Origin of the sequence: Streptomyces sp. NPDC002884, assembly GCF_040295245.1 — a bacterium.
Taxonomy (GTDB): domain Bacteria; phylum Actinomycetota; class Actinomycetes; order Streptomycetales; family Streptomycetaceae; genus Streptomyces.
The window spans coordinates 140,145-157,831 of the sequence record NZ_JBEOVB010000009.1; the positions used below are offsets into that span (position 1 = coordinate 140,145).

Sequence of the window (17,687 nt, forward strand, 5' to 3'; positions counted from 1 at the left end):
GGGGTTCGGGTGGGGTGGAATTCGGCCGCCGCCGAAGCCTTGCCGCAGATCGGAATTCCACCGCGCGCACACCCACCGAATTCGTCGTTATCGGCGGTGCACGCTGGGTGAACGCCTATCGCATTTCCGTCATCGGCCGATCACCAATGATCGGGGTGCCGATCATCGGAGCGGCATCAGGTCGCGCAGAAATGCCAGGTCGACCTGTTCCAGCGAGGAGACGACGGTGCGTCCGCGGGACGGCGCGATCGGCGCCACGGAGGGCACCGCGACCACGTGACAGCCCGCGGCCTCGGCCGAGGCGACCCCGGTCGCGGTGTCCTCGATGACGGCGCATCGGGTGGGGTCGACGCCGAGTCCGGCGGCCGCGAACAGATAGGGGTCGGGGTACGGCTTGGTCCGCGGGACCTCGTCGCCGGCCACGCTCAGGCGGAAGTTCTCGGCGCCGAGCGAGGTGAGGACGCGGTCGATGATGCGCCGGTGGGAGGCGGAGACGAGAGCCGTGGGCACCTCGTGCTCGGCCAGCTCGGCGAGGAGCCGAGCGGCGCCCGGCATCAGGGGCAGAGCGCGGATGATGCGGTCCTCGAACCCCTCGTTGAGCAGGACGGTGAGTGCGGCGAGGTCGATGTCGGCCCCGGTCGCCTCGATCAGGAACCCGGCGCTGCGGCTCATCGGGCCGCCGACCACGACATGGCGCCATGAATCGTCGAGGGTGTGACCCAGGCCGGCGAAGATCTCTACCTCGACGTCCCACCAGAAACCCTCGGTGTCCACCAGGGTGCCGTCCATGTCGAGCAGCACGGCCTGCAGGGCGGAGCCCTCGGCCGTACGGGTTACTGGCGCGGGAACCGTACTGGTCATCCACATACCTCCTTGAGGGACGAGCAGGCCGGTTCCCGCTGCGGGGAACCGGCCTTCGGTGGACCGACCAGTGTACGACTTATCCGATCAGTGTGCTCAGTGGCACGCCTGTGTCACCGGGCGTTGAAGTACTTCGCCTCGGGATGGTGGATCACGATGGCGTCCGTGGACTGCTCGGGGTGGAGCTGGAACTCCTCCGACAGGTGGACGCCGATCCGCTCGGGCCGGAGCAGCTCGGCGATCTTGGCGCGGTCCTCCAGGTCGGGGCAGGCGCCGTAGCCGAGGGAGAAGCGGGCACCGCGGTACTTCAGGGCGAACATGTCCTCGACCTCGGCCGGGTCCTCGCCGGCGAAGCCGAGCTCGGCGCGCACGCGCGCGTGCCAGTACTCGGCGAGGGCCTCGGCCAGCTGCACGGACAGGCCGTGCAGTTCGAGGTAGTCGCGGTAGGAGTTCGAGCCGAAGAGCCTCGCGGTCTCCTCGCCGATGCGCGAGCCGACCGTGACGATCTGGAAGCCGACGACGTCCGTCTCCCCCGACTCCTCCGGGCGGAAGAAGTCGGCCAGGCACAGGCGGCGGCCGCGGCGCTGGCGGGGGAAGGTGAAGCGGGTCCGCTCGTTGCCCTGCTCGTCCAGGACGATCAGGTCGTCGTCCTTGGAGACGCAGGGGAAGTAGCCGTAGACGACGGCCGCCTCGAGGAGGTTGTCGGTCTGGAGCTTGTCCAGCAGGCCGCGCAGCCGCGGCCGGCCCTCGGTCTCGACGAGCTCCTCGTAGGTCGGTCCGTCGCCGGCGCGGGCCTGCTTCAGGCCCCACTGGCCCTTGAAGAGGGCGCCTTCGTCGAGCCAGGAGGCGTACTCCTTGAGCTGGATGCCCTTGATGACCCGGGTGCCGTCGAACGGCGGCTTCGGGACGGGGTTGTCGATGGCGACGTCGGAACGGACGTGGCCCTCCTCCGGGCGTTCCTCGGCCTCGACGACGGCGGCGGCGCTCGGGCGGACCCGGCGCTGCTTCAGCTCGGGCAGCACGGCCCCGGGCACCCCGCGCTTGACGCCGATCAGGGCGTCCATCAGGCGCAGGCCCTCGAAGGCGTCACGGGCGTAGCGCACCTCGCCCTGGTAGATCTCGTGCAGGTCCTGCTCGACGTAGGCCCTGGTCAGCGCGGCGCCGCCGAGGATGACCGGGTACTCGGCCGCCAGCTTGCGCTGGTTCAGCTCCTCCAGGTTCTCCTTCATGATCACCGTGGACTTGACCAGCAGACCCGACATGCCGATGACGTCGGCCTTGTGCTCGGCGGCTGCGTCCAGGATCGCGGAGACGGGCTGCTTGATGCCGAGGTTGACGACGTTGTAGCCGTTGTTGGACAGGATGATGTCGACGAGGTTCTTGCCGATGTCGTGGACGTCGCCGCGCACGGTGGCCAGCACGATGGTGCCCTTGCCCTCGGCGTCCGACTTCTCCATGTGCGGTTCGAGGTAGGCGACCGCGGTCTTCATGACCTCGGCGGACTGGAGCACGAACGGCAGCTGCATCTGGCCGGAACCGAACAGTTCGCCGACCACCTTCATGCCGTCCAGGAGCGTCGCGTTGACGATGTCGAGGGCGGGGCGGGTCTGGAGTGCCTCGGCGAGGTCGGCGTCCAGGCCGTTCTTCTCGCCGTCGATGATCCGGCGCTTGAGCCGCTCGTCCAGGGGCAGCGCGGCCAGTTCCTCGGCCTTTCCGGCCTTGAGGGACTTGGTGGTGGCGCCCTCGAACAGCGCCATCAGCTTCTGCAGGGGGTCGTAGCCCTCGCGGCGGCGGTCGTGGATCAGGTCCAGGGCGGTGGTGACCTCCTCCTCGCTGAAGCGGGCGAGGGGGAGGATCTTCGACGCGTGGACGATCGCCGAGTCCAGGCCCGCCTTCACGCACTCGTCGAGGAAGACCGAGTTCAGCAGGACGCGTGCGGCCGGGTTGAGGCCGAACGAGATGTTCGACAGGCCCAGCGTGGTCTGCACGTCCGGGCGGCGGCGCTTGAGCTCGCGGATCGCCCCGATGGTGGCGACGCCGTCGCCCCGGGACTCCTCCTGGCCGGTGCAGATGGTGAAGGTCAGGGTGTCGATGAGGATGTCCGACTCCTGGATGCCCCAGTTCGTCGTCAGGTCCTCGATGAGCCGCTCGGCGATCGCGACCTTCGTCTCGACGGTACGGGCCTGGCCCTCCTCGTCGATGGTCAGCGCGATCAGCGCGGCGCCGTGCTCCCGGGCCAGCTCGGTGACCTTGGCGAAGCGGGACTCGGGGCCGTCGCCGTCCTCGTAGTTCACGGAGTTGATGACCGCGCGGCCGCCGAGCCGCTCCAGGCCCGCCCGGATGACCGGGACCTCGGTGGAGTCCAGGACGATCGGCAGCGTGGAGGCGGTGGCGAAGCGGCCGGCCAGCTCGTCCATGTCGGCGACGCCGTCGCGGCCCACGTAGTCGACGCACAGGTCGAGCATGTGCGCGCCCTCGCGGATCTGGTCGCGGGCCATCTCCACACAGTCGTCCCAGCGGCCCTCCAGCATGGCCTCGCGGAACTTCTTCGAGCCGTTGGCGTTGGTGCGCTCGCCGATCGCCATGTACGCGGTGTCCTGGCGGAACGGCACGGTCTGGTAGAGCGAGGCGGCGCCGGGTTCGGGCCGCGGCTGCCGTTCGGTCGGCGAAGCCCCCCGGACCCGCTCCACGAGCTGCCGCAGATGCTCGGGCGTCGTGCCGCAGCAGCCGCCGACCAGGTTCAGCCCGTAGTCGGCCACGAAGGTCTCCTGGGCGTCGGCCAGGCCTTCGGCGTCGAGCGGGAAGTGGGCGCCGTCCTTGGTGAGGATCGGCAGACCGGCGTTGGGCATGCACAGCAGCGGGGTGCGGGAGTGGCGGGCCAGATAGCGCAGGTGCTCGCTCATCTCGGCCGGGCCCGTCGAGCAGTTCAGGCCGATCATGTCGATGCCGAGGGGCTCGAGGGCGGTCAGGGCCGCGCCGATCTCCGAGCCGAGCAGCATGGTGCCGGTCGTCTCGAACGCCATCGAGACCAGCAGCGGCACGTCGACGCCGGTCGCCTCCATGGCGCGCTTGGCGCCCAGGATCGACGACTTCGTCTGGAGGAGGTCCTGCGTCGTCTCGACGATCAGGGCGTCCGCGCCACCGGCGAGCAGACCCTCCGCGTTGGCCTGGAAGCCGTCGCGCAGGGTGCCGTAGCCGATGTGGCCGAGCGTGGGCAGCTTGGTGCCGGGGCCGATCGAGCCCAGCACCCAGCGGGTGCGTCCGTCGCGTCCGGCGAAGGAGTCGGCGGTCTCACGGGCGATACGGGCGCCCGCCTCGGACAGCTCGAACACCCGCTCGGGGATGTCGTACTCGACCATGGCCGAGTGGTTTGCGCCGAACGTGTTGGTCTCGACGCAGTCCACGCCCGCGTCGAAGTACTCCTCGTGCACGGAGCGGACGATGTCCGGCCGGGTGATGTTGAGGATCTCGTTGCAGCCCTCGAGGTTCTCGAAGTCGTCGAGAGTCGGCTCCTGGGCCTGGAGCATGGTGCCCATGGCTCCGTCGGCCACCACCACACGGGTGGCCAGGGCCTCTCGGAGCGCGGACACACGGGTCCGGCTGTCGGCGGAAGGGGTCGGCGGCACAGAGGCCATGAAAGGGCTCCCTCAGATGCGACGGCTGTCGGCTTTGCGTCACCTCGGAATGCGGGCAGGAAGGCTTCCCGAGACGAGCACACGCCGTCAGGGTAGCCGGGACGGAGGCCTTATGGTCAGGGGCGTCCACGGGACGGACGGGCGTGGCGGCCTTTCACAGGGCGGCCGCGAGCCGGGCTGGAGCCGGACACGACCGGAGCGCGACCGGAACACGAGCGTGCGACGGCCGCGTCACTCCGTGGAGGCGAATGGCGTAACACGTATCGACCGAACATTAGCGAGAGGTCGACATGGACCGGTAGTGTTCGACATTGCCGAACGGCGGCAGTAGATGCCGCGCGTTGACGGTCGAGGGGACGGAGGCAGGACGGCGATGGCACGGAACATCCAGTCGGTCGAACGTGCGGCCGCGATGCTGCGGCTGCTCGCGGGCGGCGAGCGGCGACTGGGCCTGTCGGACATCGCCTCGTCCACGGGCCTGGCCAAGGGCACCGCCCACGGCATCCTGCGCACCCTCCAGCACGAGGGCTTCGTCGAGCAGGACGACGCCTCCGGGCGCTATCAGCTGGGCGCGGAGCTGCTGCGCCTGGGCACCACCTATCTGGATGTGCACGAGCTACGCGCGCGTGCGCTCGTGTGGACGGACGATCTGGCCCGGTCCAGCGGCGAGAGCGTGCACCTGGGGGTGCTGCACCAGCAGGGCGTGCTGATCGTGCACCACGTCTTCCGGCCCGACGACAGCCGGCAGGTGCTGGAGATCGGGGCCATGCAGCCACTGCACTCCACGGCCCTGGGCAAGGTGCTCTCGGCCTACGACCCGGTGGCGCACAGCGAGGTCCTGGAGGCCGAGCGCAAGCCGTTCACGGACCGCACGGTGTGCGAGCCGGAGGCCTTCGAGCGGGTCCTCGACCTGACCCGCGCGCGGGGGTACGCGGCCGACGTCGAGGAGACCTGGGAGGGCGTCGCCTCCGTCGCCGCGCCCATCCACGACCGGCGGCGCATGCCCGTGGGCGCGGTCGGCATCACCGGCGCGGTGGAGCGGCTGGGCCGGGACGGCGAGGTGCGCCCCGAGCTGATCGCCGCGGTACGGGACTGCGCCCGCGCGGTCTCGCGCGACCTGGGCGCCGGGCGGTTCTGAGCGACCCGTCGCTCACCCCCCGCCCCCCGCCCGCCACCACCGACCGCCGACCCACCGTTTCTGAGAAGTGCGCAAGAGCAGGCCGGGACGTCCTCCGACGTTCCGGCCTTTTTCATACGCCGAAAAAACTGTCCGAACTGGACAAACAGGGCGAGAGCATGCGCACCGGCGCGAAGATCGATAACTCGCATCGATCAATAACGATCGCACTTTCGACAACAACACTCTTGACGCGCACGTAACGCCACGGCAAGACTCCCGTCCACCGGTCGACATTGTCGAACACCTAACGGCAATACGCGCTAGAGTGTGACAACGCCAAAGGCCGGCATCGCTCTCACCCCCGAGGGCGCTCGAACCCCCGGCGGGACCCGGGGTTCGGCTTCCTGGACGAAGGACAAAGGAGTCGCGGGTGTCCAGCTCCGACATCTTCATCGGCGAGACCATCGGTACCGCCATACTCATCCTGCTCGGCGGTGGCGTCTGCGCCGCCGTCACGCTGAAGGCCTCCAAGGCCCGTAACGCCGGCTGGCTCGCCATCACCTTCGGGTGGGGTTTCGCCGTTCTGACGGCTGTCTACACCTCGGCGCCGCTCTCGGGCGCCCACCTCAACCCGGCGGTCACTCTCGCACTCGCGATCAAGGACGACGACTGGAGCAACGTTCCGGTCTACTGGGCCGGGCAGCTGCTCGGTGCCGCCATCGGCGCCACCCTGGTCTGGATCGCCTACTACGGCCAGTTCCACGCGCACCTCACCGACAAGGACATCGTCGGCGAGCCGGACGCGGAGGCCGCCAAGGCCAAGTCCGTCGAGGCGCGGGAACAGGGCGCCGGACCGGTCCTGGGCGTCTTCTCCACCGGCCCCGAGGTCCGGGTCGTCTGGCAGAACCTCGCCACGGAGATCATCGGCACCATCGTGCTCGTCCTCGCCGTGCTCACGCAGGGCCTGAACGACAAGGGCAACGGCCTCGGCAACCTGGGCGCGCTGATCACCGCGCTGGTGGTCGTCTCGATCGGTCTGTCCCTCGGCGGCCCGACCGGCTACGCGATCAACCCGGCCCGTGACCTCGGTCCGCGTATCGTGCACGCCCTCCTGCCCCTGCCCAACAAGGGCGGCTCCGACTGGAGCTACGCCTGGATCCCGGTGGTCGGTCCGCTGATCGGCGGCGCGATCGCTGCGGGTATCTACAACGTCGCTTTTGCTTAAGAGCACCAGCCACACCGCGTAGTCATCAGCGCCGTACAGACAGCCCCCTCACCACGGAACCCCAGGAGCACACCGTGACCGACGCGCACACCGCCGGCCCCTTCATCGCCGCCATCGACCAGGGCACCACCTCGTCGCGCTGCATCGTCTTCGACCGGGACGGCCGCATCGTCTCCGTCGACCAGAAGGAGCACGAGCAGATCTTCCCGAAGCCGGGCTGGGTGGAGCACAACGCCACCGAGATCTGGACCAACGTCGAGGAGGTCGTCGCCGGGGCCATCGCGAAGGCCGGCATCACCCGCGACGACATCAAGGCGATCGGCATCACCAACCAGCGTGAGACCACGCTGCTGTGGGACAAGAACACCGGTCAGCCCGTCCACAACGCCCTCGTCTGGCAGGACACCCGCACCGACGCGCTCTGCAAGGAGCTCGGCCGCAACGTCGGCCAGGACCGCTTCCGCCGCGAGACGGGCCTCCCCCTGGCCTCGTACTTCGCCGGCCCGAAGGCGCGCTGGCTGCTCGACAACGTCGAGGGCCTGCGCGAGCGTGCCGAGGCGGGCGACATCCTCTTCGGCACCATGGACACCTGGGTCATCTGGAACCTGACGGGCGGTGTGAACGGCGGCAAGCACGTCACCGACGTCACCAACGCCTCCCGCACCATGCTGATGAACCTGCACACCATGGAGTGGGACGAGAAGATCGCCGAGTCCATCGGCGTCCCGCTGAACGTGCTGCCGGAGATCCGCTCCTCCGCCGAGGTCTACGGCGAGGTCACCGGCGGCAAGCTGGGCGACCTGCTCGGCGGCATCCCGGTCGCCTCGGCGCTCGGTGACCAGCAGGCGGCCCTGTTCGGCCAGACCTGTTTCGCCGAGGGCGAGGCGAAGTCCACGTACGGCACCGGCACCTTCCTGCTGATGAACACCGGCGAGAAGCCGGTCAACTCGTACAACGGGCTGCTCACCACGGTCGGTTACCGCATCGGCGACCAGAAGGCGGTCTACGCCCTCGAAGGGTCGATCGCCGTCACCGGTTCGCTGGTGCAGTGGATGCGCGACCAGATGGGCCTGATCTCCACCGCCGCCGAGATCGAGACGCTCGCGCTCTCGGTCGAGGACAACGGCGGCGCCTACTTCGTGCCGGCCTTCTCCGGTCTGTTCGCCCCGTACTGGCGCTCCGACGCCCGCGGTGTGATCGCCGGCCTCACCCGGTACGTCACCAAGGCGCACCTCGCGCGCGCCGTCCTGGAGGCCACGGCCTGGCAGACCCGTGAGATCACCGACGCCATGACGAAGGACTCCGGCGTCGAGCTCGCGGCGATCAAGGTCGACGGCGGCATGACCTCCAACAACCTGCTGATGCAGACGCTCTCGGACTTCGCGGACGCCCCCGTGGTGCGCCCGATGGTCGCCGAGACCACCTGCCTCGGCGCCGCCTACGCCGCCGGCCTCGCCGTCGGCTTCTGGACCAGCACCGACGAGCTGCGCGCCAACTGGCGCCGGGCCGCCGAATGGACCCCCCGCATGGACGCGGAGACCCGCGACCGTGAGTACAAGAGCTGGCTCAAGGCCGTCGAGCGGACCATGGGCTGGCTCGAGGACGAGGAGTAAGAACCCCACATGACCAGTCAGACCACCCTGAAGTCCGTGCCTGCCCTGGGGACGCACCCGGCGTCCGGCTCGAACCCGAGCCGTGCCGAGACCCGGGAACAGCTCTCCAAGGCGTCGTTCGACCTTCTCGTCATCGGCGGCGGCATCCTGGGCATCTCCACCGCCTGGCACGCCGCGCAGTCCGGGCTCAGGGTGGCTCTGGTCGACGCCGGCGACTTCGCCGGCGCCACCTCCTCCGCCTCCTCCAAGCTCCTCCACGGCGGTCTGCGCTACCTGCAGACCGGCGCGGTGAAGCTGGTGGCGGAGAACCACTTCGAGCGCCGTGCGGTCTCCCGGCAGGTGGCCCCCCACCTGGCGAACCCGCTCACGTTCTACCTCCCCGTGTACAAGGGCGGGCCGCACGGCGCGGCGAAGCTCGGGGCGGGCGTCTTCGCCTACTCCGCGCTGTCGGCGTTCGGCGACGGCGTCGGTCACCTCCTGTCCCCGGCCAAGGCCGCGCAGGACGTGCCCGAGCTGCGCACCGACAACCTCAAGGCCGTGGCCGTGTACGGCGACGACCAGATGAACGACGCGCGCATGGCGCTGATGACGGTCCGCGCGGCCGTCGAGGCGGGCGCCGTCGTCCTCAACCACGCCGAGGTCAGCGGGCTGCGCTTCACCAAGGGCCGGGTCACGGGCGCCGAGCTGCGCGACCGGCTCTCCGGTGACGAGTTCGGCGTGAGTGCCCGGCTGGTGCTGAACGCGACCGGTCCGTGGGTCGACCACCTGCGCAAGATGGAGGACCCGAACGCGGCTCCCTCCATCCGTCTCTCCAAGGGCGCCCACCTGGTCCTGAAGCGCACCGCCCCCTGGAAGGCCGCGCTCGCGACCCCCATCGACAAGTACCGCATCACCTTCGCCCTCCCCTGGGAGGACATGCTGCTGCTCGGCACCACCGACGAGGAGTTCGAGGGCGACCCGGCGGACGTCGCGGTCACCGAGAAGGACACCGCCCAGATACTCGACGAGGCCGCGTTCTCCATCCGCGACCAGCAGCTGGACCGGGACCTGATCACGTACGCCTTCGCGGGTCTGCGCGTACTGCCGGGCGGTCCCGGCAGCACCGCCAAGGCCAAGCGCGAGACCGTGGTGACCGAGGGCCGGGGCGGCATGCTGTCCGTCGCCGGCGGCAAGTGGACGACCTTCCGGCACATCGGCCGTACGGTCATGCAGAAGCTGGAGGCGCTGCCCGGCCACCCGCTGGGCGACGACTTCGAGCCGATCTCCTCGCTGCCGAAGAAACTGCCGCTGCCCGGCGTCGCCAACCCGCGCGCGGTCGCCCACCGTCTGCTGGTCGACAACCCGGCGCCCGGCCCGCGCATGGCGGCCGACACCGCCAGGCACCTGGCCACCCACTACGGCTCGCTGGCCTTCGACATCGCGCGGCTGGCCAACGACAACCCCGAGCTGGGCGAGCGCGTCCACCCGGAGGCGCCCGAGATCTGGGCGCAGGTCGTCTACGCCCGCGACAACGAGTGGGCGGAGACGGCGGACGACGTGCTGCGCCGCCGTACGACGCTGACGATCCGCGGCCTTGCCACGGACGACGTCCGCGGCAAGGTCCAGGACCTGCTCGACAAGAAGTAGGTCCGGCGGAAGACCTCTCGCCGGCCCACTCCCCTGACCAGGGCCGGCGTCAGGGGACGGCCCCACCGTACCGGGGCCGACACCACGGGACGGGGCGGCTCCACAGCTGTGGAGCCGCCCCGTTTCGTCATGCGCCGCCGAGGGGCCGGGGGCCGGTGCCGGTCGGTTCAGCCGAGCCCGTCCACCGCCGCCCGCACCGCTGCCGCGTCCGTCAGTTCCTCGCGGCGCACGATCAGTTCGCGGCCCAGGAGCAGCGCGCGCCGGGACGCGGGTACCGGGTCGGGGAGGGTCGTCAGGTCGGTCAGGTGGGCGAAGCCGATGATGCGGCGGACGATCTCCGTGCCCGCGTAGCCGACGGAGTCGGTCCAGACGCGGCGCAGGAAGCGGTCGAGATAGGCGTCGTCGAAGAAGGTGTCGACGCGGGTCGGCCACAGCCGGCGGAACTCGGCCTCGAACGCCTCCCAGGTCAGGCGGAGCTGGTCGGCGTGGTCGGCCAGGGTGCCGAGGGCGCGGGCCCGTTCCTCGGAGACCAGCACGTTGGCCCAGTAGAGGCCGAGGTCGTAGCCGATCGGGCCGACGAAGGAGAACTCGGGGTCGAAGACCCGTACGACGGGCGCGCCTTCGCGGGTGCCCACCATGACGCTGCCGGTGTGCAGGTCGCCGTGCAGGAGGGCCTGGGCGCCGGTCATGAAGGTGTGGCGGAGGTCGGCGACCTCGGTGCGCAGCCGGGTGTCGGCACGGAAGGCGGCGGCCAGGTCGTCGAGACCGGGGTGCCAGTGGTTGTGTTCGTGCTCGACGTACGGCTCGGACAGCACGACGTCCTCGGTGATCTTGCACAGCTCCGGGCTGACGGAGGCCGCGATCAGCGCCTTGCGTTCGGCGGACGGCATGCCGAAGTCGCTGGTGGCGAAGGAGAACTGGGCGACGAACTCGCCGATCCTCGCCGAGGTGTGCGGGCCGTAGGCCACGCCCTCGTTGAGCAGCGTGCGCAGCACCTCGAGGTCGGACATGTCCTCCATGACGAGGGCGTAGTTCTCGGGGTCGTAGCCGTGCACCACCGGGATCTTGTCGGGGGCGACCTTGGCGACCTGCTCGTAGGCGCGGGCCTCGGCGTCGGCGCGGTCGGGGTTCATCGGCCAGGAGGGGCCGGCGACGCGGACCCAGGGCAGGGCCTGCTTGACGGCGAGGCTGCGGGTGCCGTCGGCGGAGGAGGCCAGGAACACCCGGTTCATGTTGCCGTCCGACACCTCCCGGACCCGGATGTCCGCGAGGTCCTCCCAGTGGCCCCGCTCGCCCAGGTAGGCGGGGATGTCGTCGGTCTCCAGGATGCGGTAGCCCATGGTCGTGAACTCCCTTATGCGGTGCGGCGCTTGGACAGGGTGAAGCTGAAGACCAGGGCGAGTATCAGCACGGTGCCCTCGACGACGTCCTGCGTGTAGTACGGCAGACCCTTGATGGTCAGGCCGGTGGTGATGATGCCGATGAGCACCGCACCGAGGGCGGTGCCCCAGACGTTCGGCCGGCCGCGGCCCAGGACGGAGGTGCCGACGAGTGCCACCGCCACCGCCTCCAGCAGCTGGGAGGTGCCGGCCGACACGTCGCCCTGGCCGATCCTGGACGCCAGGATGAGGCCGCCCACCGAGGCGAGCACGCCGGAGATGACGTAGGCCAGGGCGCGGTAGGCGCCGACCCTGATGCCGGCCAGCCGGGCGGCCTCGGGGTTGGCGCCGATGGCGTACAGGACGCGGCCCCAGCGGGTGCGGGCGAGGAAGACCCAGGCGGCGATCGTCAGACCGCCGAAGATCAGCACGGAGATCGGGATGCCGAGGACCGTGCCGCGGTCGATCTTCAGAAAGCCGTCGGTGAACCTGCCGGGCGCGGTGGACCCGTCGGACATCGTCATGCCGGGAGTGATCGACTGGCCGTCGACGAGGATCAGTTTGCTGCCCTGGATGACGAACATCGTGCCGAGCGTGGCGAGCATGTCGGGGATCTTCAGTACGACGATCAGCAGGGCGTTGAGCAGGCCGGCGAGCGCGCCCGCCACCAGGACCGCGAGGATCGCGACCGTGCCGACCTGGTTGAACACGACCATCGTCTGCGCGGCGACGGAGACGCCCAGTCCGGCGACGGCGCCGACGGACATGTCCATTCCGCCGACGGCCATGGTGAGGGTGACGCCGAGCCCGAGGATCGCGGCGACGGAGACGTACCGCAGGGTGTCGAGCAGGGTGGCCGACTCGCGGAACGAGCCCTCGCTCAGCGCGAAGTACAGGAACAGCGCGACCGTCACGAAGATGAAGCCGTACTTGATCACGGCGTTCTGGACGCGCACCGCCGTGGTGGTCGCCGGCCGGATCGCCGCCTTGGTGGGGACCTCGGTGCTCTGGGTGGTGGTCATGGGGTGCTTCCTGGGCCTTCGTGGGGGCGGGCCGGCGTCAGACGGACGCCGAGATGGTCTGGATCACGCGGTCGCGTTCCGCGTCTTCGCCGTACGCGTCGAGATGGACCTCACCGGCCGCGAGGACGACGACCCGGTCGGCCACCTCCAGGACCTCGTCCACGTCGGCTGACAGGACGAGGACGGCCGCGCCCTCGGCGGCGAGGGCACGGGCCCGGCGGCCGATGTCGCGCCGGGCGCCGATGTCCACGCCTCGGAACGGCTCGTCCAGGATGAGGACGCGCGGGGTGTGGGCGAGCCAGCGGCCGACGACGACCTTCTGCTGGTTGCCGCCGGACAGTTCCTCGACGGTGCTGTGCTCGTCGCGGGTGACGACACCCAGGGCGTCGATCATCTCGCGGCCCAGGGCGTCCTCCTTCGGTCCGTTCATGAGACCGGCCCGGGAGAAGGACCTGAGGAACGGCAGCGAGATGTTCCGCGCGACCGACCAGCCGGGCACCAGGGCGTCGGCGTGCCGGTCCTCGGGAACGAGGTGGACGCCGGCCCGGATGGCGTCGGAGGGGCGGCGGGGCGCGTAGGCCGCGCCGTCCAGTTCGACGGTGCCGACGGCGAAGGGTTCCGCACCGAACAGGCCGCGGGCCAGCTCGGTCTTGCCCGCGCCCAGCAGGCCGACGACGCCGGTGACCTCGCCGGAGCGCAGATCGAGGTCGAGGGGGGCGCGGCCCTCGAAGAGGCGGACACCGCGCAGCGAGAGGGCGACCTCCCCTTCGGCGCCTTCCCTGACGGGCCGGGCGGTGGTCACCTCCTGGGACTGGGCCAGCATCGCGCGCAGGGCCGCGTCCCAGTCGAAGGGCCTGGCCTGGTCCTCGGTGAGGAGACCGTCGCGCAGGACGACCAGCCGGTCGGCGAGCGCGTCGATCTCGCCGAGCCGGTGGGAGACGTAGAGCACGGCGATGCCGTCCGCGCGCATCCTCTCGACGAGGGCGAACAGCCGCTGTGCCTCGGCGGCGGAGAGCGCCGAGGTCGGCTCGTCGAGCACGAGCAGGCGGGGGCGGGTCGCCAGCGCGCGGGCCAGGATCAGCAACTGCCGGTCGGAGATGCCGAGTTCGCCGACGTCCTGCTTGAGCACCGGGTCGCTCCAGTCCAGGCCGAGGCCGGCCTGGATCTCACGGGCGCGGGCGAGCGTGCCGCGGCCGCTCAGGAACGGGTTGCCGCGTTTCTGCGCGAGCTCCTCGAAGACCAGGTTCTCGGCGACCGTGAGGCCGGGCACGATGCCCTCGCCGATCCGCTGGTGCACCGTCTGGATGCCCAGCTGACGGGCGGCCAGCGGCGAGGCGAGGGCGACCGGTGCGCCGTCGACGCGCACCTCGCCCCCATGGTCCGTGTGGACGCCCGAGAGGATCTTGATCAGCGTGGACTTGCCGGCGCCGTTCGCGCCGAGCAGCGCGACCACGCTGCCCGGTGCGATGTCCAGCGTCACGGAGGCGAGCACCGTCTTGCCGCCGAAGGCCATGCTGACGTCGGTGAGACCGACCGCCGGGACGGCCCGCGAGGGGCCGGTCTCAGTGGGCGACATTCGAGATCCAGTCCGCGGTGGAGACCTGCGACAGGTTCAGCGCGGGCAGCGCCTCCCGCAGCTGGTCCATGTTCGCGATCTTCTTCTCGCGCAGGAAGTCCTGCGTGATGGCGACGGCCGGGAACTCGACGGAGGTCTTGTTCAGCTGACCGGCCAGCTCCAGCGCGGCGGTGCGCACGACGGCCGCGCCGACCGCGGACGGGTCGGTGCCCGCCGTGGCGACCCAGGGGCTGTCGGCTGCGGTCATCTGCTGGATGTCGGCGTTGGACACGTCGGCGCCGAAGACCTTCACCTTGTCCTGGAGCTTCTTGTTCTGCACGGCGAGCACGGTGCCCTTGGCGAGCTCGTCGTAGGGCGCGAAGACGCCGGCCACGTCGGAGTGCTGGGTGAGCGCGGCGGAGACGAGGGGAACGTTGTCAGTGGCCGTGGAGTCGGTGACCTTGCCGACCTTGAACTGCTGCTTCCAGGCCTGCGAGGTCACCGTCGACTTCCAGACGCTGTCGCGCTTGTCGAGGGCCGCGTAGCCGGCGACGTTGACGTAGCCGACCTTGGCGTCCTTGCCGACCTCCTCGGCCATCACGTCGAGGACGGCCTGGGCCATGCTCGCGTCGTCCTGCTTGGTGGAGACGACACCCTTCGTGGCGGTCTCGACGTCGTAGACGACGACCTTGATGCCCTTCTTCACGGCCTTGTCGATCTCCGGCTGGATCGTCGCAGGGAAGCCGTGGTCGATGATGATCGCCTTCGCCCCGGAGTTGATCGCCGAGGACAGGTCGGTGGCCTGCTTGGCGTTGTCGGCCTGGGCGTCGTACACGGTCAGGTCGATGCCGAGCGCCTTGGCCTGGGCCTTCGCGCCGTTGCCCCACTGCTCGAAGTAGTCGCCGGCGCCGCTCTGCCGGACCAGGGCCACCTTGACCGCGCCGGCGTCGAAGGGGGCGGGCTTCTTGCCGGTGGCGGCGGACGCCGAGGCGGCGGAGTTGCCGGTGTCCTTCGAGGCGTCGGTGGACTGCGCGCAGCCGGAGAGGACGAGGGCGGAGACGGAGGCCAGCGAGAGCGCGGCGAGAGGCAGACGGACACGGGACATGAGGGGCTCCAGGTGCGGGGTGACGCAGAGGGGTGGGGCGAGGGGGATGTGCGGCAGGGGTGCGTGAGCCCGGAGCGAAGGACGGGAACGAGCCACCGCGCGTGGCGGGGAGCGCCCCGGGAACGGGGGCGCGTCGGAGCTCCGGGAGGGGTCAGCGACAGCTGGCTGTGGTCGACCGGAGCAAGTCCACGTACAGCCGCCGCACGAGCAGCAGCGTCTTCATACGCAGATCATGAGAACGATTCCAGCCACCCGTCAAAGGAATGGACGCCGCATCTCAATATTCGAGACAACGATTACGTCACAGGCGGTCGACCTGCCGCCGGGAGTTACCATCACGGAACCGGCATCCGACCCGGCACAGTGAGGCCCCGATGACGACATATCGCGCGAACGCGCTGCGCATGCCCCGCATGCGGCGCTGTCCCGGCGCGCCGTGTCGCGGCTGAGTGACCGTCCCCGCCGCCCGCCTCGCTCTTCCCCACCCCGTCCGATCCGTCTCGGTATCCGGACATCCCTTCCAGAATCCTGGAGTTGCTTCCATGACGCTGCTGACGACCTGGTCCGAGTCCGGCCCGGAGACCCTGGTCCGCCGTACCTCCGACCCCGCCGAGATCGCCACGGCCCTCAAGCCGCTGGGCGTGCGCTACGAACAGTGGCCGGTCCGCTCGGACGTGCCGTTCGACGCCGACAGCGAGACGGTGTTCGCGGCGTACGGCCCGGAGATCGAGAAGCTGAACGCGGAGGAGGGCTTCACCACCGTCGACGTCCTCGGTCTGCACCCGAGCGACGACCCGGAGTTCCCCGCGAAGGCGAAGGCGGCCCGCGAGAAGTTCCTCCAGGAGCACACCCACGACGACGACGACGAGGTCCGCTTCTTCGTCTCCGGCTCCGGCATCTTCTACCTGCACGTGAACGGCGAGGTGCACGCGGTCTTCTGCGAGAAGGGCGACCTGCTGGGCGTGCCGCGCGGCACCACCCACTGGTTCGACATGGGCACGAACCCGTCGTTCACGGCGATCCGCTTCTTCCACGAGGAGGACGGCTGGATCGGCAGCTTCACCGGCTCCACCATCGCCGGCCGCTTCCCGGACTACGACACGATCGCCGCCGGCTACGAGGCCGACCGGGCCGCCGCGTGAGCGTGCGCGGCCTGACGTACGACGTGGACGCCGTGGTGCTCGACATCGAGGGCACCACGAGCGCCACGGGCTTCGTCGTGGACGTGCTGTACCCGTACTCGCGCGCCCGCTTCGCCGAACTGCTCACCGAGCGTGCCGGGGAGCCCGCGGTGGCACGGGCGATCGAGCAGGTGCGGGAGCTGACCGACCGGCCGGACGCCGACGCGGCCACGATCGAGAAGACGCTCAACGCCTGGCTCGACGAGGACCGCAAGGCGACCCCGCTGAAGAGCCTCCAGGGCGTCATCTGGTCCGAGGGCTTCACACGCGGCGACCTCGTCTCGCACTTCTACGACGACGTCGTGCCGCGGCTGCGCGCGTGGCACGCGGCGGGGCTGCGGCTGTACGTCTACTCGTCGGGGGCGGTCTCCGCCCAGCGGGCGTGGTTCACCAACAGCCCCGCGGGCGACCTCACCTCGCTCGTCTCCGGTCTGTACGACACCGAGAACGCCGGCCCCAAGCAGGAGGCCGAGTCGTACCGCCGTATCGCCGGGTCGACCGGCGTGCCGGCCGACCGGCTGCTCTTCCTCTCCGACCGGCCGGGGGAGCTGGACGCGGCCCGCGAGGCCGGCTGGCACGCGGTCGGGATCCGGCGGCCGGGAGAGCCGTATTTCCAGCAGGGCGTCGGCGACCACGCGCAGGCGGGGACGTTCGACGAGATCACCGTCAGCAACTCCGGGAGCACCTCATGACCGCCGACCCCACCGCACGCGACCTGGAGGAGGCGGGGGCGGTCCTCGCCGCCGAGTCCGCCCGGTTCGCCTCCTTCGGCTGGATGCGCGGCACCTCCGGCAACCTGTCGGTGGTTCTCACCCGCGACCCGCTGCGGCTCGCGGTCACCGCGAGCGGCCACGACAAGGGTGAACTGACGCCCGCGGACGTGGTGCTGGTCGACGGGGACGGCGCCGCCGTACAGGGGGGCAAGCCGTCCGCCGAGGCCGAGCTGCACGCGCGCGTGGCCGCGCTGACCGGCGCGGGCGCGGTCGTGCACGTGCACACGGTGGCCTCCGTGGCGCTCGGTCACCGGCACCCGGGCGGGATCGTCTTCAAGGACGTGGAGATGCTCAAGGGCGTCGGCCAGCCGGCCCACGACGTCGAGGTGACGCTGCCGGTCATCGCCAACAGCCAGGACATGAAGGTTCTCGGCGACCGGCTGGAGGCGGCCCGCGACGCGCGGATGCCCGCGGTCGTCGTGGCCGGGCACGGCCTGTACGTGTGGGGCGACACCCCGCGCCAGGCCCGCCACCACACCGAGGTCGTCGAATGGCTCCTGGAGCTGGAGCTGACGCGGCGCTGAACGCAGCGAGCGCGAGCGCCACGGGAACGCGGGCGACACGAGAAAGGCCACGGTCCGTCGACCGTGGC

At 70.5% G+C, this 17,687-nt stretch carries 13 protein-coding genes; 7 read left to right on the forward strand and 6 right to left on the reverse strand.

All coding sequences use genetic code 11. The features are described from left to right. Window positions 1-162 precede the first annotated feature (162 nt). Window positions 163-861 (reverse strand): HAD family hydrolase, encoded by a 699-nt coding sequence (locus ABT070_RS20670; protein WP_351762540.1) that lies wholly within the window; start codon window positions 859-861, stop codon window positions 163-165. 113 nt (window positions 862-974) lie between these two features. Further along, window positions 975-4,496 carry a methionine synthase gene (gene metH, locus ABT070_RS20675; RefSeq protein WP_351762543.1) on the reverse strand — a complete coding sequence of 1,174 codons (3,522 nt, stop codon included), beginning with the start codon at window positions 4,494-4,496 and terminating at the stop codon, window positions 975-977. Between the two features lie 373 nt (window positions 4,497-4,869). On the opposite strand from metH, the gene ABT070_RS20680 reads away from it, so the two are divergent. The 4 genes from ABT070_RS20680 (at window position 4,870) to ABT070_RS20695 (ending at window position 10,080) form a co-directional block, all read left to right on the forward strand. Continuing rightward, complete coding sequence (locus ABT070_RS20680) at window positions 4,870-5,634, forward strand: IclR family transcriptional regulator (RefSeq protein WP_351762546.1); 765 nt, start codon at window positions 4,870-4,872, stop codon at window positions 5,632-5,634. A gap of 412 nt (window positions 5,635-6,046) precedes the next feature. After that, a complete protein-coding gene (locus tag ABT070_RS20685; protein ID WP_351762548.1) occupies window positions 6,047-6,841 on the forward strand; it encodes an MIP/aquaporin family protein in 795 nt (264 codons plus the stop codon). Between the two features lie 74 nt (window positions 6,842-6,915). Continuing rightward, the gene (glpK, locus tag ABT070_RS20690) at window positions 6,916-8,454 is read left to right on the forward strand and encodes a glycerol kinase GlpK (RefSeq protein ID WP_351762550.1); all 1,539 of its coding nucleotides are present in this window, start codon (window positions 6,916-6,918) and stop codon (window positions 8,452-8,454) included. 9 nt (window positions 8,455-8,463) lie between these two features. Beyond that, window positions 8,464-10,080 carry a glycerol-3-phosphate dehydrogenase/oxidase gene (locus ABT070_RS20695; protein ID WP_351762553.1) on the forward strand — a complete coding sequence of 539 codons (1,617 nt, stop codon included), beginning with the start codon at window positions 8,464-8,466 and terminating at the stop codon, window positions 10,078-10,080. Between the two features lie 167 nt (window positions 10,081-10,247). On the opposite strand, the gene mtnK is transcribed toward ABT070_RS20695, so the two are convergent. From mtnK to ABT070_RS20715, 4 genes are read right to left on the reverse strand one after another with little or no spacing between them, the layout of a single operon-like run. Next, window positions 10,248-11,420 carry an S-methyl-5-thioribose kinase gene (gene mtnK / locus ABT070_RS20700; protein ID WP_351762555.1) on the reverse strand — a complete coding sequence of 391 codons (1,173 nt, stop codon included), beginning with the start codon at window positions 11,418-11,420 and terminating at the stop codon, window positions 10,248-10,250. Window positions 11,421-11,434: 14 nt separating this feature from the next. Next, on the reverse strand, window positions 11,435-12,481 hold the full coding sequence (locus ABT070_RS20705; RefSeq protein ID WP_351762558.1) for an ABC transporter permease: 1,047 nt from the start codon (window positions 12,479-12,481) through the stop codon (window positions 11,435-11,437). 37 nt (window positions 12,482-12,518) lie between these two features. Beyond that, window positions 12,519-14,057 carry a sugar ABC transporter ATP-binding protein gene (locus ABT070_RS20710; protein ID WP_351762561.1) on the reverse strand — a complete coding sequence of 513 codons (1,539 nt, stop codon included), beginning with the start codon at window positions 14,055-14,057 and terminating at the stop codon, window positions 12,519-12,521. After that, window positions 14,044-15,141 carry a substrate-binding domain-containing protein gene (locus ABT070_RS20715; RefSeq protein ID WP_351762563.1) on the reverse strand — a complete coding sequence of 366 codons (1,098 nt, stop codon included), beginning with the start codon at window positions 15,139-15,141 and terminating at the stop codon, window positions 14,044-14,046. Before ABT070_RS20715 ends, ABT070_RS20710 begins: the two co-directional genes overlap by 14 nt. A 542-nt stretch (window positions 15,142-15,683) precedes the next feature. Between ABT070_RS20715 and ABT070_RS20720 the strand changes: the two genes are divergently transcribed. The 3 genes from ABT070_RS20720 to mtnB are packed head-to-tail and all read left to right on the forward strand — an operon-like array spanning window position 15,684 to window position 17,619. Then, on the forward strand, window positions 15,684-16,283 hold the full coding sequence (locus tag ABT070_RS20720) for a 1,2-dihydroxy-3-keto-5-methylthiopentene dioxygenase (RefSeq protein WP_351762566.1): 600 nt from the start codon (window positions 15,684-15,686) through the stop codon (window positions 16,281-16,283). Next, window positions 16,280-17,014, forward strand: coding sequence for an acireductone synthase (gene mtnC / locus ABT070_RS20725; protein WP_351762569.1), 735 nt, complete (start codon window positions 16,280-16,282; stop codon window positions 17,012-17,014). Before ABT070_RS20720 ends, mtnC begins: the two co-directional genes overlap by 4 nt. Continuing rightward, window positions 17,011-17,619: a methylthioribulose 1-phosphate dehydratase gene (gene mtnB, locus ABT070_RS20730; protein WP_351762572.1), complete on the forward strand. Its 609-nt coding sequence runs from the start codon at window positions 17,011-17,013 to the stop codon at window positions 17,617-17,619. Before mtnC ends, mtnB begins: the two co-directional genes overlap by 4 nt. The last annotated feature ends 68 nt before the right edge of the window (window positions 17,620-17,687 follow it).

What these genes read in the sequence shown, in the direction of transcription:
- ABT070_RS20670 (WP_351762540.1), bottom strand. Translation starts at nt 861, where the DNA reads ATGACCAGTACGGTTCCCGCGCCAGTAACCCGTACGGCCGAGGGCTCC.
- ABT070_RS20705 (WP_351762558.1), bottom strand. Translation starts at nt 12,481, where the DNA reads ATGACCACCACCCAGAGCACCGAGGTCCCCACCAAGGCGGCGATCCGG.
- ABT070_RS20680 (WP_351762546.1), top strand. Translation starts at nt 4,870, where the DNA reads ATGGCACGGAACATCCAGTCGGTCGAACGTGCGGCCGCGATGCTGCGG.
- mtnB (WP_351762572.1), top strand. Translation starts at nt 17,011, where the DNA reads ATGACCGCCGACCCCACCGCACGCGACCTGGAGGAGGCGGGGGCGGTC.
- ABT070_RS20720 (WP_351762566.1), top strand. Translation starts at nt 15,684, where the DNA reads ATGACGCTGCTGACGACCTGGTCCGAGTCCGGCCCGGAGACCCTGGTC.
- mtnK (WP_351762555.1), bottom strand. Translation starts at nt 11,420, where the DNA reads ATGGGCTACCGCATCCTGGAGACCGACGACATCCCCGCCTACCTGGGC.
- ABT070_RS20710 (WP_351762561.1), bottom strand. Translation starts at nt 14,057, where the DNA reads ATGTCGCCCACTGAGACCGGCCCCTCGCGGGCCGTCCCGGCGGTCGGT.
- metH (WP_351762543.1), bottom strand. Translation starts at nt 4,496, where the DNA reads ATGGCCTCTGTGCCGCCGACCCCTTCCGCCGACAGCCGGACCCGTGTG.
- ABT070_RS20695 (WP_351762553.1), top strand. Translation starts at nt 8,464, where the DNA reads ATGACCAGTCAGACCACCCTGAAGTCCGTGCCTGCCCTGGGGACGCAC.
- ABT070_RS20715 (WP_351762563.1), bottom strand. Translation starts at nt 15,141, where the DNA reads ATGTCCCGTGTCCGTCTGCCTCTCGCCGCGCTCTCGCTGGCCTCCGTC.